25 protein-coding genes are annotated in these 25,301 nt (G+C 64.9%); 14 read left to right on the plus strand and 11 right to left on the minus strand.

What is annotated here, in order from left to right; genetic code table 11:
• The first annotated feature begins 1 nt into the window (after position 1).
• The 14 genes from rplR to VCJ71_RS00815 all read left to right on the plus strand — a co-directional run bounded on the left by rplR (position 2) and on the right by VCJ71_RS00815 (position 11,772).
• Positions 2-346: a 50S ribosomal protein L18 gene (rplR, locus tag VCJ71_RS00750; protein WP_324638416.1), complete on the plus strand. Its 345-nt coding sequence runs from the start codon at positions 2-4 to the stop codon at positions 344-346.
• Positions 346-1,206 carry a 30S ribosomal protein S5 gene (gene rpsE / locus VCJ71_RS00755; protein WP_324640846.1) on the plus strand — a complete coding sequence of 287 codons (861 nt, stop codon included), beginning with the start codon at positions 346-348 and terminating at the stop codon, positions 1,204-1,206. Before rplR ends, rpsE begins: the two co-directional genes overlap by 1 nt.
• A 5-nt stretch (positions 1,207-1,211) precedes the next feature.
• A complete protein-coding gene (rpmD, locus tag VCJ71_RS00760; protein ID WP_324638417.1) occupies positions 1,212-1,400 on the plus strand; it encodes a 50S ribosomal protein L30 in 189 nt (62 codons plus the stop codon).
• Positions 1,401-1,477: 77 nt separating this feature from the next.
• Positions 1,478-2,029: a 50S ribosomal protein L15 gene (rplO, locus tag VCJ71_RS00765; protein WP_324638418.1), complete on the plus strand. Its 552-nt coding sequence runs from the start codon at positions 1,478-1,480 to the stop codon at positions 2,027-2,029.
• Positions 2,030-2,138: 109 nt separating this feature from the next.
• Entirely contained in the window at positions 2,139-3,518 is a 1,380-nt protein-coding gene (gene secY, locus VCJ71_RS00770; RefSeq protein WP_290134783.1) for a preprotein translocase subunit SecY, read from the plus strand.
• Positions 3,519-3,632: 114 nt separating this feature from the next.
• Positions 3,633-4,283 (plus strand): adenylate kinase, encoded by a 651-nt coding sequence (locus VCJ71_RS00775; protein ID WP_324638419.1) that lies wholly within the window; start codon positions 3,633-3,635, stop codon positions 4,281-4,283.
• A gap of 51 nt (positions 4,284-4,334) precedes the next feature.
• Complete coding sequence (locus VCJ71_RS00780) at positions 4,335-4,892, plus strand: SRPBCC family protein (protein ID WP_324638420.1); 558 nt, start codon at positions 4,335-4,337, stop codon at positions 4,890-4,892.
• A 285-nt stretch (positions 4,893-5,177) separates the two neighbouring features.
• Complete coding sequence (gene rpsM / locus VCJ71_RS00785) at positions 5,178-5,546, plus strand: 30S ribosomal protein S13 (RefSeq protein ID WP_290134786.1); 369 nt, start codon at positions 5,178-5,180, stop codon at positions 5,544-5,546.
• 52 nt (positions 5,547-5,598) lie between these two features.
• Positions 5,599-5,988, plus strand: a complete 390-nt coding sequence (rpsK, locus tag VCJ71_RS00790; RefSeq protein WP_290134787.1) for a 30S ribosomal protein S11 — start codon at positions 5,599-5,601, stop codon at positions 5,986-5,988.
• Between the two features lie 104 nt (positions 5,989-6,092).
• Positions 6,093-7,148: a DNA-directed RNA polymerase subunit alpha gene (locus tag VCJ71_RS00795; RefSeq protein WP_324638421.1), complete on the plus strand. Its 1,056-nt coding sequence runs from the start codon at positions 6,093-6,095 to the stop codon at positions 7,146-7,148.
• 88 nt (positions 7,149-7,236) lie between these two features.
• Positions 7,237-7,656, plus strand: a complete 420-nt coding sequence (gene rplQ / locus VCJ71_RS00800) for a 50S ribosomal protein L17 (RefSeq protein ID WP_290134789.1) — start codon at positions 7,237-7,239, stop codon at positions 7,654-7,656.
• Between the two features lie 225 nt (positions 7,657-7,881).
• A complete protein-coding gene (locus VCJ71_RS00805) occupies positions 7,882-9,975 on the plus strand; it encodes a prolyl oligopeptidase family serine peptidase (protein ID WP_416379151.1) in 2,094 nt (697 codons plus the stop codon).
• A 161-nt stretch (positions 9,976-10,136) separates the two neighbouring features.
• Entirely contained in the window at positions 10,137-10,709 is a 573-nt protein-coding gene (locus VCJ71_RS00810; RefSeq protein ID WP_324638422.1) for a hypothetical protein, read from the plus strand.
• A 184-nt stretch (positions 10,710-10,893) separates the two neighbouring features.
• Entirely contained in the window at positions 10,894-11,772 is an 879-nt protein-coding gene (locus VCJ71_RS00815) for a hypothetical protein (RefSeq protein WP_324638423.1), read from the plus strand.
• Here VCJ71_RS00815 and VCJ71_RS00820 read toward each other — a convergent pair.
• The 11 genes from VCJ71_RS00820 to VCJ71_RS00870 all read right to left on the minus strand — a co-directional run bounded on the left by VCJ71_RS00820 (position 11,736) and on the right by VCJ71_RS00870 (position 25,159).
• The gene (locus VCJ71_RS00820) at positions 11,736-12,410 is read right to left on the minus strand and encodes a trimeric intracellular cation channel family protein (RefSeq protein ID WP_324638424.1); all 675 of its coding nucleotides are present in this window, start codon (positions 12,408-12,410) and stop codon (positions 11,736-11,738) included. The genes VCJ71_RS00815 and VCJ71_RS00820 overlap by 37 nt on opposite strands.
• Positions 12,411-12,416: 6 nt before the next feature.
• On the minus strand, positions 12,417-13,748 hold the full coding sequence (locus VCJ71_RS00825; protein ID WP_324638425.1) for an amidase family protein: 1,332 nt from the start codon (positions 13,746-13,748) through the stop codon (positions 12,417-12,419).
• A gap of 61 nt (positions 13,749-13,809) precedes the next feature.
• Positions 13,810-14,229, minus strand: coding sequence for a VOC family protein (locus tag VCJ71_RS00830; protein WP_324638426.1), 420 nt, complete (start codon positions 14,227-14,229; stop codon positions 13,810-13,812).
• Entirely contained in the window at positions 14,226-15,206 is a 981-nt protein-coding gene (locus tag VCJ71_RS00835; RefSeq protein ID WP_324638427.1) for a Rossmann-fold NAD(P)-binding domain-containing protein, read from the minus strand. The genes VCJ71_RS00830 and VCJ71_RS00835 overlap by 4 nt, the downstream gene beginning before the upstream one ends.
• A 3-nt stretch (positions 15,207-15,209) precedes the next feature.
• On the minus strand, positions 15,210-16,622 hold the full coding sequence (lpdA, locus tag VCJ71_RS00840) for a dihydrolipoyl dehydrogenase (RefSeq protein ID WP_324638428.1): 1,413 nt from the start codon (positions 16,620-16,622) through the stop codon (positions 15,210-15,212).
• 10 nt (positions 16,623-16,632) lie between these two features.
• Positions 16,633-17,898 carry a 2-oxoglutarate dehydrogenase complex dihydrolipoyllysine-residue succinyltransferase gene (gene odhB, locus VCJ71_RS00845; protein WP_324638429.1) on the minus strand — a complete coding sequence of 422 codons (1,266 nt, stop codon included), beginning with the start codon at positions 17,896-17,898 and terminating at the stop codon, positions 16,633-16,635.
• A 1-nt stretch (position 17,899) separates the two neighbouring features.
• Positions 17,900-20,755: a 2-oxoglutarate dehydrogenase E1 component gene (locus VCJ71_RS00850; RefSeq protein ID WP_324638430.1), complete on the minus strand. Its 2,856-nt coding sequence runs from the start codon at positions 20,753-20,755 to the stop codon at positions 17,900-17,902.
• Positions 20,756-20,830: 75 nt separating this feature from the next.
• Entirely contained in the window at positions 20,831-21,721 is an 891-nt protein-coding gene (gene sucD, locus VCJ71_RS00855; protein WP_324638431.1) for a succinate--CoA ligase subunit alpha, read from the minus strand.
• A gap of 10 nt (positions 21,722-21,731) precedes the next feature.
• Entirely contained in the window at positions 21,732-22,025 is a 294-nt protein-coding gene (locus VCJ71_RS00860; RefSeq protein WP_324638432.1) for a hypothetical protein, read from the minus strand.
• The gene (gene mdh / locus VCJ71_RS00865) at positions 22,026-23,000 is read right to left on the minus strand and encodes a malate dehydrogenase (protein WP_324638433.1); all 975 of its coding nucleotides are present in this window, start codon (positions 22,998-23,000) and stop codon (positions 22,026-22,028) included.
• A gap of 239 nt (positions 23,001-23,239) precedes the next feature.
• Complete coding sequence (locus VCJ71_RS00870) at positions 23,240-25,159, minus strand: putative bifunctional diguanylate cyclase/phosphodiesterase (RefSeq protein WP_324638434.1); 1,920 nt, start codon at positions 25,157-25,159, stop codon at positions 23,240-23,242.
• Between the last annotated feature and the right edge of the window lie 142 nt (positions 25,160-25,301).

Below are 25,301 nucleotides of genomic sequence, written 5' to 3' on the forward strand. Positions count from 1 at the left end.
GATGGCAAAGCTTTCTCTTTTTGAACGCCGCCGCCGCCGTGTGCGCAGCGCCCTGCGCGCCCGTGGCAGCCAGCGTCCGCGCCTGTCGGTGCACCGCACCGGCCAGCACATCTACGCCCAGGTCATCGACGATGCGGAAGGCAAGACCGTTGCCGCCGCATCCACGCTCGGCGCCAAGTCGTCGGGTGCGAACGTCGATGCCGCCGCGCAGGTCGGCAAGGACATCGCCGCCGCCGCCAAGAAGGCCGGCGTCACCTCCGTCGTGTTCGATCGCGGCGGCTTCCTGTTCCACGGCCGTGTGAAAGCACTGGCCGACGCCGCCCGCGAAGGCGGGCTGGAGTTCTGATAATGGCTGACGACAAGAACACTCCCGCAGAAGAGCCCAAGGTCGAAGAGACCGCTGCTGCCGAAGCGGAGGCTCCGAAGACGGAAGCTACCGAACAGGCGAGCGCCGATGCAAACATCGACGGCTCCACCCCGACGCCGACGACGACCAGCACCGAAGCTGCGGACAACCAGTCCTCCGCCGACGGCGATCCGGCCCAGCCCCGCGAAGCACGCGGCGGCCGTGGCGGCGGTCGCGGTGGCGATCGTGGTGGCCGCGACAACCGTGGCGGCCGCGGCCGCGACAACCGCGGTGGCCGTGGACGTGGCCGGGACGAGGACGAAGGCGAAGAGCTGATCGAAAAGCTCGTCCACATCAACCGCGTCTCCAAGACGGTGAAGGGCGGCAAGCGCTTCGGTTTCGCAGCACTCGTGGTCGTCGGTGACGGCCAGGGCCGCGTCGGCTTCGGCCACGGCAAGGCCCGCGAAGTGCCGGAAGCCATCAACAAGGCGACTGCCGCCGCGAAGAAGAAGATGGTTCGCGTTCCGCTGAAGGAAGGCCGTACGCTGCACCACGATGCCAAGGGCCGTTTCGGCGCCGGCAAGGTCGTGGTCCGCACGGCACCTCCGGGTACCGGCATCATCGCCGGCGGTCCGATGCGTGCCGTGTTCGAAGCGCTCGGCGTTGCCGATGTGGTGACCAAGTCGGTCGGCACCTCGAACCCCTACAACATGATCCGCGCCACGTTCGACGGCCTGGGCAACCAGACTTCGCCGAAGTCGGTCGCACAACGTCGCGGCAAGAAGGTCGCCGACCTGCTCGGTCGCGGTGGCGCCAGCGAAGCGGAGGCCAAGGCCGACGCTGAAGCGATTGCGGAGTAATCCAGATGGCTGACAAGAAAACCATCAAGATCCGTCAGATCGGCTCGCCGATCCGTCGCCCGGAAGTCCAGCGCAAGATGCTGATCGGCCTGGGCCTGAACAAGATGCACAAGGTCGTCGAAGTTCAGGACACGCCGGAAGTGCGCGGGGCGATCCGCAAGCTTCCCCACATGGTGGAAGTGGTCAACGACTGACCGGACGCGCGGCCCCGCTTCGGCGGGGCTTCGCATCCATCCTTTCAGCGCGAATAAAAGCGAAAGCGAGTGCACACATGACTATCAAACTCAACGACCTCCGCGACAATCCGGGCGCCCGCAAGGAACGCATGCGCGTCGGCCGCGGCATCGGTTCGGGCAAGGGCAAGACCGCCGCACGCGGCCAGAAGGGCCAGAAGAGCCGTTCTGGCGTCGCCGTGAAGGGCTTCGAAGGCGGCCAGATGCCGCTGCACATGCGCCTGCCGAAGCGCGGCTTCAACAACCCGTTCGGCAAGGACTTCGCCGAAGTGAACCTGGGCATGGTCCAGAAGTTCATCGACGCGAAGAAGCTGGATGCCAAGAAGGACATCGACCACGCAGCGCTGAAGGCCGCCGGCCTCGCACGCGGCGGCAAGGACGGCGTCCGCCTGCTCGGCAAGGGCGAACTGAAGGCCAAGGCCAAGTTCATCGTCCACGGCGCTTCGAAGGGTGCCATGGAAGCGGTCGAAAAGGCCGGCGGTTCGGTCGAAATCGTATCCGCCAAGCCGTCCAAGGCCGATGCGGACGCAGGCGCAAAGGCTGGCAAGGCCAAGAAAGCCGACAAGAAGTCCGCCAAGAAGGCCGACTAAGCGGTAAAACGGATCGGGCGGGGTTTTGCTTCCCCGCCCGCATCCTATATGAGCGCTTCGCTCTTGCCGGGGAGGGACCGGCGGCTCCAAAGCTGGGCATGGAACTACAATGGCATCACGCGCCGACAATCTCGCAGCAAATCTGAGCTTCGCCAATTTTTCCAAGGCGACCGAGCTCAAGCAGCGTATCTGGTTCACCATCGGCGCACTGATCGTGTTCCGTTTCATGAGCTTCGTGCCGCTGCCGGGTGTGAACCCGACGGTGCTGAACTCGCTTTACGACCAGACCCGCGGCGGCGTGCTCGACCTGTTCAACGCCTTCTCTGGCGGCAGCCTGGAGCGGATGAGCATCATCGCGCTCGGCGTCATGCCCTACATCACCGCCTCCATCGTCGTGCAGATGGCATCCGCCCTGCATCCGACGTTGATGGCGCTGAAGAAAGAGGGCGAGGCGGGGCGCAAGAAGCTGAACCAGTACACCCGCTACGGCACGGTGTTCCTGTGTGTGATCCAGGGCTGGTTCATCGCTTCGGGGCTTGAGGCGTTCGGCGCCTCGCAGGGCCTGCAGGCAGTGGTCGACCCCGGCTACATGTTCCGCGTCGGCGCGGTCATCAGCCTTGTCGGCGGGACCATGTTCCTGCTGTGGCTGGGCGAACAGATCACGAGCCGCGGCATCGGCAACGGCGTGTCGCTGATTATCATGGCCGGCATCGTCGCCCAGTTCCCGACTTTCACGACCAACCTGTTCTCCGGCTACAGCTCCGGCTCGATCGGCGCGGGCCTCATCATCGGCCTGCTCGTGATGCTGGTGCTGCTCATCCTCGGCATCTGTTTCATGGAGCGTGCCCAGCGCCGCCTGCTGATCCAGTATCCCAAGCGGGCGACCCAGAACGGCCAGATGCAGGCCGACCGCAGCCACCTGCCGCTGAAGCTCAACACCGCGGGCGTCATCCCGCCGATCTTCGCCAGCTCGCTGCTTCTCTTGCCGCTCACGGTGACGCAGTTCGCCGGCAACTCGATCGACACGACCAGCGGCGGCGGCACGATCCTGCAGCAGGTGCTGCAGTATCTCCAGCACGGCCAGCCGCTCTACATGCTGCTATATGCCGCGCTCATCATCTTCTTCTGCTTCTTCTACACCGCCATCGTCTTCAACCCGGAAGAGACGGCGGAGAACCTGAAGAAGAACGGCGGCTTCATCCCCGGCATCCGCCCGGGCAAGCGCACCGCGGACTATCTCGATTACGTGCTCACCCGCGTGACGGTGGTCGGGGCGATCTACCTCACCATCGTCTGCGTCGTTCCCGAATGGGGTATCGCGCAGACCGGCCTGCCGCTGTTCCTGGGCGGGACCAGCCTGCTGATCGTGGTCAACGTGACGGTGGACACCATCACGCAGATCCAGTCGCACCTGCTGGCGCACCAGTATGGCGACCTGATCAAGAAGGCGAACCTCAAGGGCAAGGGCCGCCGTCCGCGCAGGCAGTAAGCGGCGGGTATTTCCCCGGCAGGGGCGGCCCGCGCTGCCTTGCGCTGGCATGATGCTGCGCTAGGGTGCCCGCTTCCTTCGAACCTTCCGATTCCACACCGGGAGCCTACTTACGTGAACATCATCCTCCTCGGACCTCCCGGCGCAGGCAAGGGTACCCAGGCCCACCGGCTGACCGAACACCACGGCATGCGCCAGCTTTCGACCGGCGACATGCTGCGCGCGGCGGTCAAGGCGCAGACCCCGGTCGGCATCAAGGCGAAGGAAGTGATGGACCGCGGCGAACTGGTCTCCGACGAGATCGTCTCTGCCCTGATCGATGCCGAGCTGGAAGCGATGGGCGACGACGTCGGCGCCATCTTCGACGGCTATCCCCGCACCGCGGCGCAGGCCGAACAGCTCGACGGCATCCTGGGCAAGCACAACCGCGCGCTCGACCACGTGATCGAGTTGGAAGTGGATGTGGATGCGCTGGTGAAGCGCATCACCGGCCGCTTCTCCTGCGCGAATTGCGGCGCGCTCTACCACGACACCGCGAACCCGCCCGAGAAAGAGGGCGTCTGCGATCAATGCGGCGGGACCGAATTCAAGCGCCGGCCCGACGATAACGAGGAAACCGTGCGCACCCGCATGGACGAATACCGCAAGAAGACGGCGCCGATCCTGCCGATCTACGAAGAGCGCGGGATCGTCACCCGGGTGGACGGCATGGGCGAGATCGACGACGTCACGACGGCGATCGAAAGCGTCATCGCCCCCGCTTGACGCGCTTCTCCCGCGGGCCATACTCCGGCGCGTTGCAGGGAAGGGTTCGGCATGAAATCACTATCGATTTTGGCAGGCGCATTTGCGCTCACGGCTTTTGCAGCGCCCGCTCAGGCCGAAGTCGTCCAGTCGTCCGAGCTCGGCTTCGTCACGTCCGACAGCACGATCGTGAAGGCCGCGCCGGACGAAGTCTGGGACGATCTCGTCGAGCCGTCCGAATGGTGGAACCCCGATCACAGCTATTCGCTGGATGCGGAGAATTTCTACCTCGATGCCTACGAGGCTGGCTGCTTCTGCGAGAGCTTGCCGGACGACGGTTTTGCCGAGCACATGCGGGTCATCCACGCCGCGCCCGGCAAGCTGCTGCGGATGTCGGGCGCGCTCGGCCCGCTGCAATCCGAAGCGATCACGGGCACCCTCTCGATCGCGCTGACGCCCAAGGACGGCGGCACGAAGATCGAGTGGACCTATGTCGTCACCGGATACGGGCGCTTCCCGATGGAGGCCATCGCCCCGGCGGTGGATGCCGTGCAGAGCGAGCAGTTGATGCGCCTGGCGCGGCTTGTGGATAGTGCGACGCCCCAGGTTTCGGAGCAGCCGATACCCTGATCGGGACTCGCCCCCGGTTGCAATCGGCCGCGCGGTTCGTATATAGCTCTCGCATAGACGCGATATTCCGCGTCCTGCCGCACGTGCCGGTTGACGGGGCGTGCGAATCACCTTAAGCGCGCGCACTATTCGACAGTTGGCGGGTTGTCCGGCAGGCATCGGCATTGACGGTGTCCCATCCGGGCCTTTTGCGTTTCCAACGCAAGCCTCCCGCCGCAGTCGAAGTCAAAGCGATGAGATAGGGGTGGCCTACCGGCCGAAACCCTGTGGAGCATGGAGAAGTAAGTGGCTCGTATTGCCGGGGTCAATATCCCCACCAACAAGCGCGTGATTATCGCGCTCACATACATTCACGGTATCGGCCGCACCCAGGCCGTGAAGATCGCCGACAAGCTCGGCATCGATCACACCGTGCGTGTCCAGGACCTGACCGACGCCGAAGTCGTCCAGATCCGTGAAACGATCGACAGCGACTACACCGTCGAAGGCGACCTTCGCCGCCAGACCGCGATGAACATCAAGCGCCTGATGGACCTGCGGTCCTATCGCGGCCTTCGTCATCGTAACGGCCTGCCGGTCCGCGGCCAGCGCACGCACACCAATGCGCGCACCCGCAAGGGCAAGGCCAAGCCGATCGCCGGCAAGAAGAAGTAAGCGCGCCTTCCAGGCAGCGCTTCCCAGCATACTTCAAGGTTAGGAATTCAACATGGCACGCGAACCCAGCCGCATCCGGCGCCGCGAGCGGAAAAACATCTCCAGCGGCGTTGCGCACATCAACGCCAGCTTCAACAACACCATGATCACCATCACCGACGCGCAGGGCAACGCGATCAGCTGGTCCAGCGCCGGCATGATGGGCTTCAAGGGCAGCCGCAAGTCCACCCCGTACGCCGCGCAGGTCGCTGCGGACGATGCGGGCAAGAAGGCCGCCGAACACGGTGTCCGCACCCTGGAAGTCGAAGTGAAGGGCCCGGGTTCGGGCCGCGAGAGCGCACTGCGCGGTCTTGCCGCTGTCGGCTTCACGATCACTTCGATCCGCGACGTCACGCCGATCCCGCACAACGGGGTCCGGCCGTCCAAGCGTCGCCGCGTCTGATCGAAGTTCCGGCGGGGCAGCCCGCCGCAAGTCTCTTCGGATCGGCCGCGGCGTCAAAAACGCTTGCGGCCTTTCCTGCTAATTTCACACCCTAGGGGAAATCCATGTCCGTCAATACGAAGAACTGGCAGGAACTGAAAAAGCCGAACACGCTCGAAGTGAAGGAAGGCAACGACAAGAAGCGCAAGGCCACCTTCGTTGCCGAGCCGCTTGAGCGTGGCTTCGGCCTCACGCTCGGCAATGCGCTGCGCCGCGTGCTGCTCTCCAGCCTGCAGGGCGCCGCGATCACCTCGATCAAGATCGAAAACGTGCTGCATGAATTCAGCAGCCTGGCTGGCGTGCGCGAAGATGTCACCGACATCGTCCTCAACGTGAAGCAGATCGCGCTGAAGATGGAAGGCGAAGGCCCCAAGCGCCTGCAGCTGTCCGCCACCGGCCCCGCCACCGTCAAGGCCGGCGACATCGCCGTGTCGGGCGACATCGAAGTCCTCAACAAGGACCTCGTGCTCTGCCACCTCGACGAAGGCGCGACGCTGAACATGGAACTGACCGCGGACACGGGTAAGGGCTATGTCCCCGCCGTGCAGAACCGTCCGGCCGACGCGCCGATCGGCTTGATCCCGGTCGACAGCCTGTATTCGCCGATCCGCCAGGTCAGCTACAAGGTCGACAACGCCCGCGTCGGGCAGGAACTCGACTACGACAAGCTGAACCTGACGATCGAGACCGACGGCACCGTCACCCCGGAAGATGCGATCGCCTATGCTGCGCGCATTCTGCAGGACCAGCTGACGCTGTTCGTCCACTTCGAAGACGGTATCCCGCAGCCGCAGAGCGCCATGATCGGCGTGGCCGCGGAACCGCAGCAGGACGATGCCAACCAGCTCAACCGCTACCTTCTCAAGAAGGTGGACGAGCTGGAACTGTCGGTCCGCAGCGCCAACTGCCTGAAGAACGACAACATCATCTACATCGGCGACCTGGTCCAGAAGACCGAAGCCGAGATGCTGCGGACGCCGAACTTCGGCCGCAAGTCCCTGAACGAGATCAAGGAAGTGCTTTCCAGCATGGGCCTGCGTCTCGGCATGGACATCCCCGGCTGGCCGCCGGAAAACATCGAGGAAATGGCCAAGAAGCTCGAACAGGAGCTGCTGGGCTAAACCCGCGCACGGGGAATGGGCCGGACCCCTTAATCCGGCCCGTATCGGGCTACCTCGTACGGGCCCCCTACGAACGAAGGAATGAATTATGCGTCACGGAATTCGCCAGCGTAAGCTTCAGCGCAAGACAGGCCACCGCAAGGCCCTGTTCCGCAACATGTCGGCCGCGCTGATCAAGCACGAACAGATCCTCACCACCATGCCGAAGGCGAAGGAACTGCGTCCCTACGTCGAAAAGCTGGTCACTCTCGCCAAGAAGGGCGGACTGTCCAACCGCCGCCTGGCCGCATCGCGCCTGCTCGATCCGGCGCAGGAAAAGAAGCTCTTCGAAGTCCTGGCAGAGCGCTACAAGGATCGTGACGGCGGCTACACCCGCGTCATCAAGGCCGGCTATCGTGGCAGCGACGCCGCGCAGATGGCCGTCATCGAGTTCGTCGACCGCGACGAAGACGCCAAGGGCCAGGACAGCGGCCCGGTGATGACGGACGACGAATACGAAGACGCCTGAGGCGCTTCGCATCGCGAGATACGAAAGGGGCCGCCGGTGAAATCCGGCGGCCCCTTTTCTTTGCACGCACAGCGGTTACACGGGGACACGAAACAGCGAATGTCCGGGAGAGACCGCATGAAATTGAACCACGCCGCAGCCTGCGCCGTATCCGTCCTCGCGCTTGCCACTTCGGCCTGCGCGACCACCGGGGATTACCCCGAAGTTGCCACGGCCGAAGGTGAGATGACGGCCGAACCGGAGACCACGATGCCCGCAATCGCCTATCCCGAAACCCGCGCCGGCGACACGGTCGACACGCTGTTCGGGCAACAGGTCGCCGACCCCTACCGCTGGCTCGAAAACGATGTGCGCGTCGATGCCGAAGTCGCCGCGTGGGTCGAAGCGCAGAACGAGGTGACTGACGCCTTCCTTGAAACGCTGCCCCTGCGCGATCGGTTCAAGGACCGGATCACCGAGCTGACCGATTACGAACGCTTCGGCCTGCCGGGCGAGAAGGGCGGGCGCTATTTCTACACCCGCAACGACGGCTTGCAGAACCAGTCCGTCCTTTATGTGCGCGACGGGCTGGACGGGGAGCCGCGCGTCCTGATCGACCCGAACGAATGGTCGGACGACGATGCGACCGCGCTGGCCGGCTACACCGTCACCGAAGACGGCAGCAAGCTTGCCTATTCCATCCAGGACGGCGGCAGCGACTGGCGCACGGTCAAGGTGATGGATGTGGCCACCGGCGCGGTAGCCGACGATACGGTGGAGTGGGTCAAGTTTTCCGCGCTCGACTGGGCCAAGGACGGCAGCGGCTTTTATTACAGCCGCTTCCCGGCAACGGGCGAGGGCGAGACCTTCCAGGCGCTCAACACGAATCACCAGGTCTATTTCCACCGCCTCGGCACAGAGCAGAGCGAGGACGTGCTGGTCTTCGCCCGGCCGGACATGCCGGAGCTCAACAATATCGCCCAGGTCAGCGACGACGGTCGGTGGCTGGTGGTGACCAGTTCCAGCGGTACGGACGACCGCTATGAGGTCGCGCTGGTCGACCTCCAGCGTCCCGGGGCGGATCCGATGGTCGTCGTGCCCGGGTTTGAGAACGACTATTCATACTTCGGCAACCTCGGCAGCCGCTTCTTCTTCACTACCAACGACGGTGCGCCGCTGAAGAAGGTCGTCAGCATCGACATCGCCGCGCCCGACGCGGGCTGGACGACGGTCATCCCCGAACGCGAGGAAACGCTGCAGGGCGTCTCGCTGACCGGCGGCCACCTCATCGCAAGCTACTTGGTCGATGCGAAAAGCAAGATCGAGGTCTACACGACCGATGGCGACAAGGTGCGCGAAGTCGCCCTTCCGGGCATTGGCAGCGCCGGCGGCTTCGGCGGCGACTTCGACGATGCCGAAACGTTCTACAGCTTCTCCAGCTACAACCGCCCCTCGACCGTCTATCGCTACAATGTCGAAACCGGCGAAAGCGACGTGTGGGCCCAGCCCGAAGTCGCCTTCGATCCGGACGATTTCGTGGTCGAGCAGCGCTTCTTCACCTCTAAGGATGGCACGCGGGTGCCGATGTTCCTGGTGCGCGGCAAGGACGTGGCGGCCAGCGGCAAGGCGGTGCCGACGCTGCTTTATGGCTATGGCGGCTTCAATATCTCGCTCACGCCCGGCTTTTCGGCATCGCGCATCGCTTGGCTGGAAGCCGGCGGGGCGTATGCGGTCGCAAACATCCGCGGCGGCGGCGAATACGGCAAGGCCTGGCATGACGGCGGCCGGCTCGACAACAAGCAGAACGTCTTCGACGACTTCATCGCCGCGGGCGAATTCCTGATCGTGGAAGGCGTCACGCCGGACGACGGGCTGACCATCCAAGGCGGATCCAACGGCGGCCTGCTGGTCGGCGCGGTGACCAACCAGCGGCCCGACCTGTTCGCAGCCGGCAATGCGGCGGTCGGCGTGATGGACATGCTGCGCTTCGACCGGTTCACCGCCGGGCGTTACTGGGTCGACGATTACGGCTACCCCAATGATGCGGAGGATTTCGCCATCCTGCGCGCCTACTCGCCCTATCACAATGTCCGCAGCGGCGTGGATTACCCCGCCGTGCTGGTGACCACCGCCGATACGGACGACCGCGTCGTGCCCGGCCACAGCTTCAAGTACATCGCCGCGCTACAGGCGGCGGAGCTGGGCGAGCGGCCGCAGCTGATCCGTATCGAGACCCGCGCGGGCCACGGCAGCGGCAAGCCGACCGACAAGGCGATCGAAGAAGCGGCGGACATCCTCGCGTTTCTCGGCCACTTCTCGGGCCTCGACAGCGCGGAATAGGCTGGCACCGGCACCGTTCAGGATAAGTTCCGCTTTCCTGAACGGTGCCTGTCGCCGGAATTCAGGCTGATCTCAGTCGCGCCTTGGTAGAACGCAAATCACAGTGAGGGAGCAGCCCCGTTCCCCCAGGAGGATTTGAAAGGTTCGCCATGACGAAGATAATGCCGAAAGCCCTCATGGGAACCATCGCCGCCGGTGCGATGGCCGTGTCGGTTGCAACCCCTGCCCAGGCCCAGGACCGCATTGACGGTGACGATATCGTCGCCGGCGCGCTGGTGATTGGTGGCCTCGCAGCCATCGCCGCCATCCTCGATGACGACGGCGACCGCTACGATCGCCGCTATGACCGTCGTTACGACAGCCGTTATGATCGGCGCTATGACCGTCGTTACAACAGCCGCTACGATCGTCGCTACCGCGCAGAGCGCGTCGTTGAACAATGCGTGCGTACCGCCGAGAACGAGGCACGCCGTGCCGGATATCGCAGCGCCCGCGTGACGGAACTGCGCGATGTCGACCGTAAGCGCGGCGGCTTCAACGTGAAGGGCCGAATGGTGGTCGAGGATAGCCGCTGGGGTGGTCGCTACGACCGCTACGACCGCTATGACCGGCGCTCGCGCTACGACCGTCGCTGGGATCGCGGCCGCGATTACGACCGCGGCAGCTTCACCTGCAAGGTCCGCAACGGCCGGGTCGTCGATCTCGACTTCGACAACATCCGCGGCCTGCGCTGATCGGCGCTTAATACGCGAAATGACATGACCGATGGGCGGTTCAGGCTGGTGTCAGTCTGGGCCGCCCATTTCGTTTGCCGGACAGCGCGCGGCATCGCGCCGGGAGGATTCGATGGGTAATCGCTTACGTGTTTCCGTGACTGCAGCATGCCTTGCGGGCGCATCGCTATTCACCGCGCCGGCCATGGCGGCCGATCTCGATATCCCGAAGGCGGAAGTTGCAATGGCCGAAGCGGCAGGCGCGGTCGCTAATGAAGATTACGAGACCGTGCAGGACCACCGGCGCTACCGCTATCGCTATCGCCGCGGGCCGAGCGCTGGGGACGTGCTGACCGGGATACTGATCCTCGGCACCATCGGCGCGGTCATCGATGCGGCGGAAGACCGTTCGGACCGCGACCGGGACGAACGGTATCGCGACCGCGACTGGCGCGACCGCGATTATCGCGACGAAGATTATAGTTCTGGCGGGCGCTATGACGAGCGCAGCCGGTACGAGACTCGCGGCCTCGACCGCGCCATCGAGATGTGCGTCGATGCCGTGGAGCGCACCGCCCGCGTTGCTTCGGTCGAGGAAGCCCAGCGCTCCGGCCGGGGCTGGGAAGTCGAAGGCCGCCTCGCCCGCGGCGGCGAGTTCGAATGCGAAATCGACAACACCGGACGCATTCGCGACATCGAGATCGACCGCGATGGCGACGACGACCGCGATTGGGACGACGATCGGCGCGGTGGCTACGACCGCTATGACGGCCGCTTTGAAGATGGGGACGGGGACGACGACCGCGACTATCGCGGTGCGTCCTACGGCGGGCAGACCGAATGGCAGCTCGGCAGCGAGGGCGCGCAATACGACGAAGCGACATATGCCCGCATTCGCTCCGGGCAGGGCACGACTCAGGGCCGGACGCAGGTCGGATACGAAGGCGGTGCGCAGGCGCAGTTGCGCACGCCTGAGCTGCCGCGGATCGAACGCGCCGCGCCAGCCTGGGACCAGCCGCAGAGCACCCCGTCGGCCGACGACGGGCGCTACGACATATCCGACGTGGACGACTTCCCCGGCTGATCGCCGCGCGGTTTTTCGCGTGAGTACGCTGGCAGTTCCAGCCCCTTGGTAATCGCAAGGCTGCGCAGGATGTAGCCGGCGGAAGCGGCGATGATCCACCCGACCCAGCGCGGCATCGGCTCCACGAATTCGAACGCAACCGTCAGCGAGGCGGACAGCGCCGCCGCAGTCACATATAGTTCCGGTCGCATCAGGATCGACGGGCGGCCCGCGATCACGTCGCGGATGATGCCGCCCGCCGTGCCGGTGATGATTCCCATCAGGATCGCCGGGACCGGGGTCACGCCGTACGCCAGCGCCTTGGCCGTGCCGATGACGGCATAGGCGGTAAGGCCGGCGCCGTCGGCGAATTCCAGCAAGCGTCCCTCCCACCAGCGGTGCGGTGTGAACCACGCAATCAGCGCGACGCCGAGGCAAATTGGCGCGATCCACGGGTCGTTCACCCAGAAGGCCGGAATATCGATCATGATGTCGCGGATCGTGCCGCCCCCAACGCCGGTGACCAGCGCGAAGAAGGCCATGGTGACGAAGGTCTGGCGCTCCCGTGCCGCAATCAGCGCGCCGGACAGCGCGAAGACAGCCACGCCGAGCAGGTCCAGCGTATCGAGCAGGGGGGTGAGGATGGTTTCGGTGTCCATGGTCGGTCAGCCCGGCAATATGTTCGCAATCTTGGCCGCGATGGAGATGCAGTCACGGTCCGCCCAGCGCGGGCCGATCACTTGCATCCCGCAAGGCAGCCCATCGGTCGACCCCACCGGCATGCAGGTGGAGGGCAGGTTGGGGAAGGTGGCCAGCGCCGAATAGCCGAAGCCTGCGCCCATCGGCACGTCCGCCCCGTTGATGCGCACCGTGCGCTCGCGCATGTCGCGCTCGTCGTGCTCGAAGGCGAGGAAGGCCATCGGCGGGGCAAGCACGAAGTCGTAGCTTTCGAACAGGCGCGCCCAGGCCCTTTCGCTGCGCCACTGCGCGTCGAGCAGGTTGAACCAGTCCGTGGCCAGCGCGCGCTTGCCGTCGGCCCCCGGCTGCATCCCGCGCGACATCGCGATGCCGAGCATGCGCATGTAGTCCGCCCGTTCGGCAGACAGGTCCGGCAACAGGTCGCTGCTGCGGTCGACCTCAGCGCCGGCCGCCTCGATCGCCTGCGCTGCCGCCTCTATGGGGCCGCGCACCGCATCGTCCAGCGGGCAGTCGGGATGGTCGAGCACCAGCAGGAACCTGCGGTCAGACAGCGGTCCGGCAGTGCGTTCCAGCGGGCGCGTGGCCGTGAGGCAGATGGCAAGGTCGAGGTCGGCAGCATTGCGCGCCAGCGGCCCCGCGATGGACAAGGCGGTGTCGTGGCCGCCCGACTTCAGCATCGGGTATTCGTGGCCTTCGAGGTCGATCAGGCCCCAGCTCGTCTTCTGCCCCCACACGCCGCAGAAATGCGCGGGCACGCGCACAGAACCGCCGATATCGGTGCCGTATTCCAGCGGCACCATCCCGCTCGCCACCGCGGCCGCCGCACCGCCGGAAGACCCGCCGGGGACGCGCGACAGGTCGTGCGGGTTGTTCGTGCGGCCATACACCGGGTTCGCGCTCTGGATGTCGGCCAGCTGCGGCGGAATATTCGTCTTGCCTAGGAAGATCGCGCCTGCAGCCTTTAGCTGGCGGACGACGCGCGCGTCCGTGTCTGCAACGTTGCCCGCGAAGCGCTCCTCGCCCCACGTGGAGGGCAATCCCGCGATGCCGAAGCTTTCCTTGATCGTCATCGGCACGCCGAATAGCGGCTGGTCCTCGCCCGGCGCCGCGCCGTCGAGCGCCCTTGCCGCATCGCGCGCCCGGTCGAAATCGCGCACGACGATCGCGTTGATCGGGCCGTCAAGTCGCTCGATCCGCGCGATGGCGGCGTCCACTGCCTCGAGCGGGGATTGCTCGCCGGCACGGATGCGCCCGGCCAGTTCCAGCGCGCCGGGTTCTTCGGTCAGGGACGGGATCATGGCACTCTCCTTGACGGGCCCGAGTGCCACGCCGCGGGCGCTGGGCCAAGACGATTTCCGCCTAACGCGCGAACAGCTTGGCAGGGTCGGCCACCGCCTTGATTTCCAGCGCATTGCCGGCGGGATCGCGAAAAAACATCGTCGCCTGCTCGCCCGGCTGGCCGGCAAAGCGCACCGTTGGTTCGATGACGAACTTTGTGCCTGCGGCCGTCAGCCGGTCGGCCATCGCGCGCCATTGCGCCATTTCGAGCACCAGCCCGAAATGCGGCACGGGGACGCCGTGGCCGTCCACGTGGTTGCTGGCCGCATCGCTGCTGCGCGCCGGGGCGAGGTGGGCGACGATCTGGTGCCCGAAAAAGTCGAAATCGACCCACTCGTCCGAAGACCGCCCCTCCGCGCACCCCAGCACCCCGCCATAAAACGCCCGCGCCGCAGCGAGGTCGTCGACCGGGAAGGCAAGGTGGAACGGGGGCATGGTCACAAGCTCGCGAAATAGGCGTCTTCCGCCTCGTAGTCGAATAGATCCCACGGATAGGCAGCGAGTTGCGGAAAGGCAGAGCGCCAATCCGCCGGCGGATTGGCGACCAACCAGCGCACGGCATGCCGGCAGTCGATAAAATAGGGATCGGCTCCGCGGAAGCCGGTCGACCAGGCTTTGCTATCGCTCAGTTCGAAGGTGCCCGGAATACTCCATGGCGTCCTGCCAACGTATCGCTCGGGAAAGCCAGCTACCGGATAGTAGCCCACCTCGCGTCCCATTTCTCCCGCGATGGAGCGCACGATTTCGAGGACATCCGGACAGCCCCAATCGGCAACGTTGAAGATTCCGCCAAGCTGCTCGTCCGCAAGATGCCAGGTGACGTCCGCCATGGCGATTGCCGATGTCGTCTGGAAACGACTGGCCCCGTTGTAGGCGAGAGGAATCCGGGTGCGCCCGTCCAGAAGCCGTTTCACCATCCACCATTCGCGGGGGTGTCGGGACCAAGAGCCATGTAGGGCACAGGGTCGCAAAATCGTGACGCGATCACCGAACCGGTCGATGGCGGATTCTTCCATCCGTATTTTCCGGGTGGAGTAGGTTTGCGGTCCGGCATCGACGGTGGGAAATGTCTCCTCAATTGGCGTGAGGAATTGCGGGAAGGAGGTTTCGGTCGCTTCATCCAGCGTGCGCCCCTCCGCGTCACGGTAAACGGATGCGGAGGAGATCAGAATCAGCCTGCCGATGCGGTCGGGATCGTGGCAGGCGATGTCTGCAGCATCGAAAGCGACCGTATCTATGACGATATCGGCCGATAGGGGCGTGTCGACTGACTTATCGTAAATCCTGTTTCTTGCGCCGGGCTGGATCCAAGCGGGTGGCGAACGGGACAGGACGACGACGTCATCCGGTTTTCCGAACCTATCCTCTAACGCCGCGCCGATCTGGCCCGCGCCGATTATCGAAACGGAGCGGGTCATTACTCAGATATGGATCGGCTTGCCCTGTACCGCCATCGCCGCTTCCTTCATCGCTTCGGCGTGGGTCGGGTGGGCGTGGCAGGTGTAGGCGATGTCTTCGCTCGTGGCGCCGAATTCCATCGCGATGCCCGCTTCCGCGATCATCGTGCCGGCGACGCTGGCGATGGCCCACACGCCCAGCACGCGGTCGGTTTCCGCCTCCGCGATGACTTTCACGAAACCGTCGGGTTCATGGTTGGTCTTCGCGCGACTGTTGGCCATCATCGGGAACTTGCCGACCTTCACCGCCGCCTTGTCGCCGCCCATCTTCTCGATCGCCTGTTCGGTGGTGAGGCCGACGCCGGCGATTTCGGGGAGGGTGTAGACCACGCTGGGGATTACGTCGTGGTTCACGATGCCGGTCTGCCCGGCGATGTTTTCGGCCACCGCGATGCCCTCGTCCTCGGCCTTGTGGGCCAGCATCGGGCCGGGGATCACGTCGCCGATGGCCCACACGCCGTCTACCTTGGTGCGGAAATCGTGGTCGGTTTCGATCTGGCCGCGCTTGTTGGTTTCCAGCCCGATCGCGTCGAGGCCGAGGCCGTCGGTGTTCGGCTTGCGGCCGATGGACACCAGCACGCAGTCGGCCTCCATCGTTTCGGTCTCGCCGCCGGCTGCCGGCTCCAGCGTAAGGTGGGCCTTCTTGCCCTTGACGGTGACGCCGGTGACCTTGGTCGACAGCTTGAACTCGAAGCCCTGCTTCTTGAAGATCTTGCGGGATTCCTTGCGGATGTCGCCGTCCATGCCGGGCAGGATCTCGTCGAGGAATTCGACGCAGGTGACGTCTGCGCCCAGCCGCCGCCAAACGGAGCCGAGCTCCAGCCCGATCACACCGCCGCCGATCACGACCATCTTTTGCGGAACAGCCTTCAGCTCCAGCGCGCCGGTGCTGTCGACGACGATGCCCTTATCGTTGTCGACCTCGACGCCGGGAAGCGGCGTTACGGAGGAACCGGTGGCAATGACAATGTCCTTCGCGGTGACCGTTTCGTCACCGATCTTGACCGTGTGCGGATCCTGGAAGGTGGCGTAGCCCTTCTTCCAGTCGACCTTGTTCTTCTTGAACAGGAACTTGATGCCGCCGGTCAGGCCCTTCACCGCATCGCGGCGCTGGGCGTGCATGGCATCGAGGTTGAGCTTGGGCGTCACGTCGATGCCCATTTCTGCCATCGTGCCGTTGGCGGCCGCGTCGAAATATTCCGACGCGTGCAGCATCGCCTTGGACGGGATGCAGCCGACGTTGAGGCACGTGCCGCCCAGCGTCTCGCGCCCTTCGGCGCAGGCCGTCTTCAGCCCCAGCTGGGCCGCGCGGATCGCAGCGACGTAGCCACCCGGGCCAGCGCCGATGACGAGGACATCGTAGTCGTATTCAGCCATGATTTCTTCCTCAGAGGTCGATCAGCATCCGGGTGGGATCTTCGATCGCTTCCTTGATGATCTTGAGTGCGGTGACCGCTTCGCGCCCGTCGATCAGGCGGTGGTCGTAGGACAGGGCGATATACATCATCGGGCGGATGACGATTTCGCCGTTCACCACGACCGGGCGGTCCTCGATGCGGTGGAGGCCCAGCACGGCGCTTTGCGGCGGGTTGATGATCGGGGTCGACATCAGCGATCCGAACACGCCGCCGTTGGAGATGGTGAAGGTCCCGCCCTTCATGTCTTCCATCGTCAGCGTACCGTCGCGGGCGCGGCTGCCGAAGTCGGCGATGTCCTTCTCGATCTGCGCGAAGCCCTTCTTGTCGGCATCGCGGATGACCGGCACGACGAGGCCGTTGGGCGCGCTGACCGCCACCGAGATGTCGACGTAGTCGTGATACACGATCTCGTCGCCCTCGATGTAGGCATTCGCGGCCGGCACGTCCTTCAGCGCAAGGCACGATGCCTTGGCGAAGAAGCCCATGAAGCCGAGCTTGATGTCGTGCTTCTTGGCGAACAGGTCCTTGTACTTGCCGCGCGCTTCCATGACCGCGCTCATGTCCACGTCGTTGAACGTGGTGAGCAGGGCAGCCTCTTCCTGCGCGCCCTTGAGGCGCCGGGCGATGGTCTGGCGCATGCGCGTCATCTTCACGCGCTCTTCCTTGCGCTCGCCCGATGCGGACGGAGCGGGAGAGGAGGAGGCTGCAGGCGAGGGCGCGGGGGCGCTGGCGGTCGGTGCGGGGCTGTCACCCTTGGCCTTGGCCGCGTTGATCACGTCTTCCTTGGTCAGGCGGCCGTCCTTGCCGGTGCCCTTGATGGTGGAAGGGTCGAGCCCGTGTTCCAGCACCGCGCGGCGCACGGCGGGGGACAGGGTTTGCGAGCCTGAGCCGCCGTCCGACGCGGGCTGGGGCGCAGGTTCTTCGGCGCGTTTGTCCTGGCCTTCCTCGCGCTGCTCCGCCGCGCGTCCCGCTTCCTCGCCCTTGGCGGCGGGTGCGCCGCCCTCTGCGATCCTGGCGATGACTGCGCCGACTTCCACCGTATCGCCCACGGCGACCAGCGTTTCCTGCAGCACGCCGGCGATGGGCGAGGGGACTTCCACTGCGACCTTGTCGGTTTCGAGGCTGGCGATGGGCTCGTCCTGAGCCACCGCGTCGCCGGGCTGCTTCAGCCATTCGCCAACGGTCGCTTCGGTAACCGATTCCCCCAGCGTGGGGACTTTGACTTCGCTTGCCATGTTAAACCTTCTTCTCGGCCCGTTGGGTCTTTTGCAATTTACGCGCAGCCTCGCCGCCATCGGCAAGGCCCAAGGCGATCGTCACCAGCGCTTCCTGCTGCATCTGGTGGCGCTTGGCGTATCCGGTGGCCGGCGACGCGGCTTCCTCTCGCCCGGCGTAGGAGGGGCGCATGCCCTCCTTGCCCGCATCGCCGAGCGCCTGTTCGATCCGCTCGTTGACGAAGAACCATGCGCCGTTGTTGCGCGGTTCTTCCTGGCACCAGATCACCTGTTCGAGGTTGGTCATCCGCTTCAGCCGCACGGCGAGCGGTTCGCCGGGGAAGGGATAGAGCTGTTCGATCCGCACGATGGAGACATCGTCCAGCCCTTCCTCGTCGCGCTTCTGGATGAGGTCGTAGGCGACCTTGCCCGAACACAAGACGAGACGCTTCACCTTTTCGTCCGCGATTTCCGTGGGATCGGACAGGATGCGCATGAAGTGGCTGTCGCCGAGGAACTTCGCCTTGGGGCTCTTCGCCATCGGATGGCGCAGCAGCGACTTTGGCGTCATGATCACCATCGGCTTCCTGAACGGGCGCAGCATCTGGCGGCGCAGCACGTGGAAGTAATTCGCCGGCTCGGTGATGTTGAGCACCTGGATATTGTCGTTCGCGCACAGTTGCAGGAAGCGTTCTAGCCGGGCGGAACTGTGTTCCGGACCCTGCCCCTCGTACCCGTGCGGCAACAGCATGACGAGGCCGTTGGCCCGCAGCCATTTCACCTCGCCGCTGGCGATGAACTGGTCGATCATGATCTGCGCGCCGTTGGCGAAATCGCCGAACTGGGCTTCCCACATCACCAGCGTCTTGGGATCGGCGAGGGCGAAGCCGTATTCGAAGCCGAGCACGCCGTATTCAGACAGGATGCTGTCATAGACTTCGAATTTGCCGTGGGGGAGGGTGGCGAGGGGAATGTATTTCTCCTCGGTATCCTGGTCTACCCAGATGGCATGACGCTGGCTGAAAGTGCCGCGGCCGCTGTCCTGGCCGGACAGGCGCACGCCGAAGCCTTCGGTCACGAGGCTGCCGAAAGCGAGCGCTTCGGCGGTCGCCCAGTCGAAGCCTTCGCCGGAAGAGAACATCTCCGCCTTGGCTTTCAGCACGCGGCCCAGCGTCTTGTGGATGTTCACGTCGTCCGGGACGGTGGTCAGTGTCTTGCCGAGGCTATCGAACAGCTTTTCGCCCAGCGCGGTTTCCACGTTGCGGCGCGCGGTTTCCGGATCGGCGGGCTTGTGCAGCCCGCTCCACCGGCCGGCGAACCATTCGACGTCGCTCGGCTCGTAATCCTTGGCCGCTTCGAACTCGCTGGAAAGCTGGTCGTCGAATTCCTGCCGCAACGCGGGCGCGTCACCCTTCGCGATCACACCCTCGTCGATCAGGCGGTCGGCATACAGCTCGCTGATCCGCGGGTGCTTGCGGATGGCGTCGTACATCAGCGGCTGGGTGAAGCTCGGCTCGTCGCCTTCGTTGTGGCCGAAGCGGCGATAGCACCACATGTCGATCACGATGTCGCGCTTGAAGGTCTGGCGATATTCGATCGCCAGCTTGCAAGCGAAGGTCACGGCTTCGGGATCGTCCCCGTTGACGTGCAGGATCGGCGCCTGGACGCCCTTGGCCACATCGCTGGGATAGGGGCTGGACCGGGCGAATTTCGGGCTGGTGGTGAAGCCGATCTGATTGTTGATGATGAAGTGGATGCAGCCGCCGGTGGAATAGCCGCGCACGCCCGACAGGCCGAAACATTCCCACACCACGCCCTGCCCGGCAAAGGCCGCGTCGCCGTGGATCAGGACCGGCAACACCTTTTCATGCTTTTCCAGGTCATCATGCATCGCCTGCTGCGCGCGCGTCTTACCGAGCACGACGGGGTCGACCGCTTCGAGGTGGCTGGGGTTGGGGACCAGGCTCATATGCACCTTGATCCCGTCGAATTCGCGGTCCGTGCTGGTGCCGAGGTGATACTTCACGTCGCCCGATCCGCCGACCTCGTCGGGGTTGGCGCTGCCGCCCTGGAATTCGTGGAAGATGACCTTGTAAGGCTTGGCCATCACGTTCGCGAGCACGTTCAGCCGGCCGCGGTGGGCCATACCGTAGATGATCTCGCGCACGCCGTCGGCGCCGCCGTACTTGATGACCGCTTCCAGTGCGGGGATCATGGATTCGCCGCCGTCGAGGCCGAAGCGCTTGGTACCGACGTATTTCTTGCCGAGGAATTTCTCGAATTCCTCGCCCCGGATCACCGCCTGCAGGATCGCCTTCTTGCCTTCGGGCGTAAACTGGATCGTCTCTTCCGGCGTTTCGAACAGTTCCTGCAGGAAGCGGCGTTCCTTGACGTCCGCGATGTGCATGTATTCGAGGCCGACATTGCCGCAATAGGTCTGGCGCAGCGCGGCATGAAGCTCGCCGATCGTCACCCAGCCGAAACCGAAGACGCCGCCGATGTAGACCTCGAGGTCCTCCTCGCCTTCGAAGCCGTGGCATTCCAGCGTCAGGTCTTCCGGCACTTCGCGGTGCGAGAGGCCCAGCGGGTCGAGATTGGCGGCAAGGTGCCCGCGCACGCGGAACGAACGCACCAGCATCATCGCGCGATTGGAATCGTCGGCGGCCTTTTCCAGCGCCTTGTCGTCCACCGGCTTGCCGGCCTTGGCGTGCGCTTCCTTCAGCGCCAGCTTCATCGCCGTGGGGTCGAGCGCCTGGGTAAGGTCGTCCTCCGCGTCGATATCGGTCAGCGGCCAACGCGCGTTCTCCCACGAAGGGCCGGGCTGCGGCCCCTCCTGGTCGCCCATCGCGGGGAGGAATTCGTGTGTTTCGTTACCCATTTCGGTCACCTCTCGCGCATTCAATGCGCAAAGCGGCACCGCGCTCCCGGGGAGGAAACGCGCGGTGCGTGGCGGTCAGGCCATTTCCTTCAGCATTGCGTCGAGCGTGGTGCCGAGTTCGCTGGGGCTGGGGGAGACGCGGATGCCCGCATCTTCCATCGCCGCGATCTTGTCTTCCGCGCCGCCCTTGCCGCCGCTCACGATGGCGCCGGCATGGCCCATGCGGCGGCCCGGAGGGGCGGTGCGGCCGGCGATGAAGCCCACGGTCGGCTTGCTGCGGCCCTTGCCAGCTTCCTGCTTCAGGAATTCCGCCGCTTCCTCTTCCGCGCTGCCGCCGATCTCGCCGATCATGATCATCGACTTGGTTTCCGGGTCGTCGAGGAACAGGTCGAGCACGTCGATGAAGTTGGTACCGTTGACAGGGTCGCCGCCAATGCCGACCGCGGTCGTCTGGCCGAGGCCGACCATCGTGGTCTGGTGGACGGCTTCGTAGGTGAGCGTGCCGGAGCGGCTGACCACGCCGACGCTGCCCTTCTTGAATATCTTGCCCGGCATGATGCCGATCTTGCATTCTTCCGGCGTCAGCACGCCGGGGCAGTTCGGCCCGATGAGGCGCGACTTCGAACCTTCCAGCGCGGCCTTGGCGCGCACCATGTCGAGCACCGGGATGCCTTCGGTGATGCAGATGATCAGCTCGATCTCGGCATCGATCGCCTCGCAGATAGCGTCGGCGGCGAAGGGCGGCGGCACGTAGATGCACGACGCGGTCGCGCCCGTTGCGGCCTTCGCCTCGCGAACCGTGTCGAACTGCGGCAGGCCGATGTGCTCGGTGCCGCCTTTGCCCGGCGTGACACCCGCAACCATCTGCGTCCCGTAATCGAGCGCCTGCTGCGTGTGGAAAGTGCCGGTGTTGCCGGTCATCCCTTGGGTGATGACTTTGGTGTTCTTGTCTACGAGGATGGACATGGTGACCTCTTTATTTGGAACCTAATGGTGCGCGATTGCGACGGTAGCGACCAATCGCAGCCGCGATAAGCGATCCCAGCACGACTGCGGCTGCGAGCGCGGGTAATATGAAAGCATAGAAAGCCCAGGTGGCCCGGCCGTCGTATTGCACCTCCGCTAGAACAACACCGCACACACAGAGGCATGCTAAAGCGGCGAGCCAGTAGGATCTTTGTGCGCGAGCAGCGCACACGAGTGCCGTCAGCGCTGCGGCGAAAATGCCGAAGGCGGCCAGCCACGCGAGCATGTCGGCGGCAAAGCTCATTTACCGAAGGCTCTCATCCAGCCCCTTGCACGCTTCCAGCAATTCTTCGACCGCGTCGGTCGAGACCTTGAGGTTGCTCTTCTCCTCTTCCGACAGTTCGATTTCGATCACCTCTTCGGTGCCGCCCGCGCCGATCATGGTGGGGACGCCCACGTACAGCCCGTCGAGGCCGTACTTGCCTTCGACATAGCTTGCACACGGCAGGATGCGCTTGCTGTCGCCCAGGTAGGCTTCGGCCATCGCGATGGCGCTGGTGGCCGGGGCATAATAGGCCGAGCCGTTGCCCAGCAGGCCGACGATCTCTCCGCCGCCCTTGCGGGTGCGGTCGACGATTTCATCGATGCGGCTTTCGCTCACGCCCCTGATCTTGGCGAAATCGTTCACCGGAATGCCGTTGATCGTGGTGTAGCTGGTGACGGGGACCATGGTGTCGCCGTGGCCGCCGAGGACGAAGGCGTTCACGTCCTTCACGGACACGTCGAATTCCCATGCGAGGAAGGTGGCGAAGCGCGCGCTGTCGAGCACGCCGGCCATGCCGACCACCTTGTTGTGCGGCAGGCCGCTGAATTCGCGCAGCGCCCAAACCATCGCGTCGAGCGGGTTGGTGATGCAGATCACGAATGCGTCGGGGCAGTTGTTCTTGATGCCTTCGCCGACGGCCTTCATCACTTTCAGGTTGATGCCGAGCAGGTCGTCGCGGCTCATGCCGGGCTTGCGCGGCACGCCGGCGGTCACGATCACCACGTCGGCGCCGGCGATGTCGGCGTAGTCGTTCGTGCCGGTGATCTTCGCGTCGAAGCCTTCGATCGGGCCGCACTGCGACAGGTCGAGTGCCTTGCCCTGCGGCATGCCTTCGGCGATGTCGAAGAGGACAATGTCGCCCATTTCCTTCTTCGCGGCGAGGTGGGCGAGGGTGCCACCGATCATGCCGGAACCGATGAGAGCGATCTTCTTGCGTCCAGCGTTCTGGGCCATATGCGGTCAATTCCCTTCGCGGGCGCTTTCGTCGTCCGGGCCGCGCCCCGCGCTCCGCGAAGCAAGACGCGCCCGATTGAGGCTCGGTAGGGCACCTAGGCCCGCGCGCGCGAGTTTGCAACCGACTGCGCGGACTATCTTTGCAAACAGTTCGCAATAGCAATAAGTGGCTGCACGCGCGCGCTTACCCACCCGACGCGCAGGCGCCGATCTGGTTCCTCAAACGGGGGAGAGGCGGCCTAGCTGCCGGTGGCCGTAGCGGCAGCGGTCTCGCCATGCTCGTTGCTGAGCAGGATTGCGGCGAGGTAATCGGGCACGGCGCGGCTGAAATAGTAACCCTGGCCCAGCGTGCAGCCCGCATTCTTGACGGCCTGCACCTGCTCGACCGTTTCGAGGCCCTCGGCCACGATGTCCATCTCCAGCTGGTTGCCCATTTCGGCAACCGCGCGGATGATCGCCTCGCTCTTGCGGCCTACGTCCTTGCCGGACACGAAGCTGCGGTCGACCTTGATCTTCTTGAACGGAAACTTGTCGATATAGGCGAGCGAGGAATAGCCCGTGCCGAAATCGTCGAGGGCGAAGCGCACGCCGTGGCCGCTCAGTTCCTCGATGAAGCGGGCGGTATTCTCGCTGTCTTCCAGGAACAGGCTTTCGGTCACTTCCAGCTCCAGCCGCGTCGGGTCGAGCCGGGCCTCGCGCAGGGCGGCGAGGATGCCGAGCGCGGCGCCGGGCGCGCGGATCTGGATCGGCGAGAGGTTGACGGCGATCGTCACGTCCTCGGGCCACTGGGCGCAGGCCTTGGCCGCCTGCTGGGTGATCCAGTTGCCCAGCGTGATGATGAGGCCGGTGTCTTCGGCCACGGGGATGAATTCGTCCGGGCGCATCTCGCCGCGTTCCGGGTGGAACCAGCGCACCAGCGCCTCGAAGGTGCGGATGCGGCCGGTTTCGAGGTCCACGATCGGCTGGAAGAAAATCGACAGTTCGTCGCGCTGGATGGCGTGGCGCAGTTCGGCCTCGATTTCCTTGCGGCGGACGAGGTCGCGGGTCATCGACCCATCGAAGAAGGTGGCGCGGTTGCGGCCGTTGATCTTGGCATCGTAGAGCGCCAGGTCCGCGCTCTGCATCAGTGTGTCGAAATCGCTGCCGTCGTCGGGCATCAGGGCGATGCCCATCGATGCGCCCAGTTCCAGTCGGTCCGCGTCGATGCGGATGGGGCGATTGATCGCGGCGAGGATGGCCTGAGCCACGTCTTCGCTTTCCTTGCGACTGCCGACTTCGGTCACGACGATGAACTCATCCCCGCCGAACCGGGCGATGGTGGTGTCGTCCAGCTCCAGCGCCTGCAGGCGGCGGGCGATTTCGGTCAGCACGCGGTCGCCGACCGGGTGGCCCAGCGTGTCGTTCACTTCCTTGAACCGGTCGAGGTCCATCCAGAACAGCGCCAGCTTCCGGTCGCTGCCGACGACCATCAGCCGCTCCACCATCTGGTGGTTGAGTCCGGCGCGGTTGGCGAGGCCGGTGACCACGTCGGTGCGCGCCAGCTGCTGCATCTTGTCGGCCAGCTTCTGGCTGGTTTCCGCCGTCGAGATGGAGCGGCGCAGCACCTGGAACACGTTGAGCGTGATCTCGACCATCGCCGGCAGCAGCATCAGCATGCCGAAGCCGAGCATGGCGAGCGCCAGGTTGCCAGACAGGAAACAGGCGAGGATCGGCGGGATCAGGCAGAGGAACAACTGGCCCAGCGCAATGACCGGCCGCCCGGCGTTGCGCGCCGAAATACCGACGCCGTAACCGATCGCATTGCCGAGCAGGAGCATTTGCACGGCGGGATCGATCTTCGCCCAGATGGCGAAGGCGGACATTAGCCCGGCGAGGGCTGAATAGGTGAAGGCCCCCGTTTCGTAGACGATTTCCAGCACGCGCGCGTTGCGACGGTGGCCGGGGCGGCGGAGGTAAAGCGCGGCGACCACGCGGCCGATGGCGACGATGCTGAGGAGGATAGCTCCGGCGACGAGGAAGGCGTTGCGGCTGACATAGGCGGCCGCGCCGTTGGTTATGATTCCGCAGACGGCCCCGATGGCCATGCTCGACGGCTGGCCGTACAGCGTCTTGACGAGCGTCTGCCGCACGCGTTCATCGATCGCGTCCTTGCTCGACAAGCCTCTGACAAGATTACGTAAACCGCTGATGTGCCCAGCCTTCGCTCTTTGCTCCTGTGACGGGCATAGGGCGATGACGTCATTTTTTGGTTAACACCCGTTCACGAGGTTTTCGCGGGGCCTTCGTCCCGCAGACCAAGTG

This window comes from Pseudoblastomonas aquimaris (genome assembly GCF_035481675.1).
Taxonomy (GTDB): domain Bacteria; phylum Pseudomonadota; class Alphaproteobacteria; order Sphingomonadales; family Sphingomonadaceae; genus Alteriqipengyuania_B.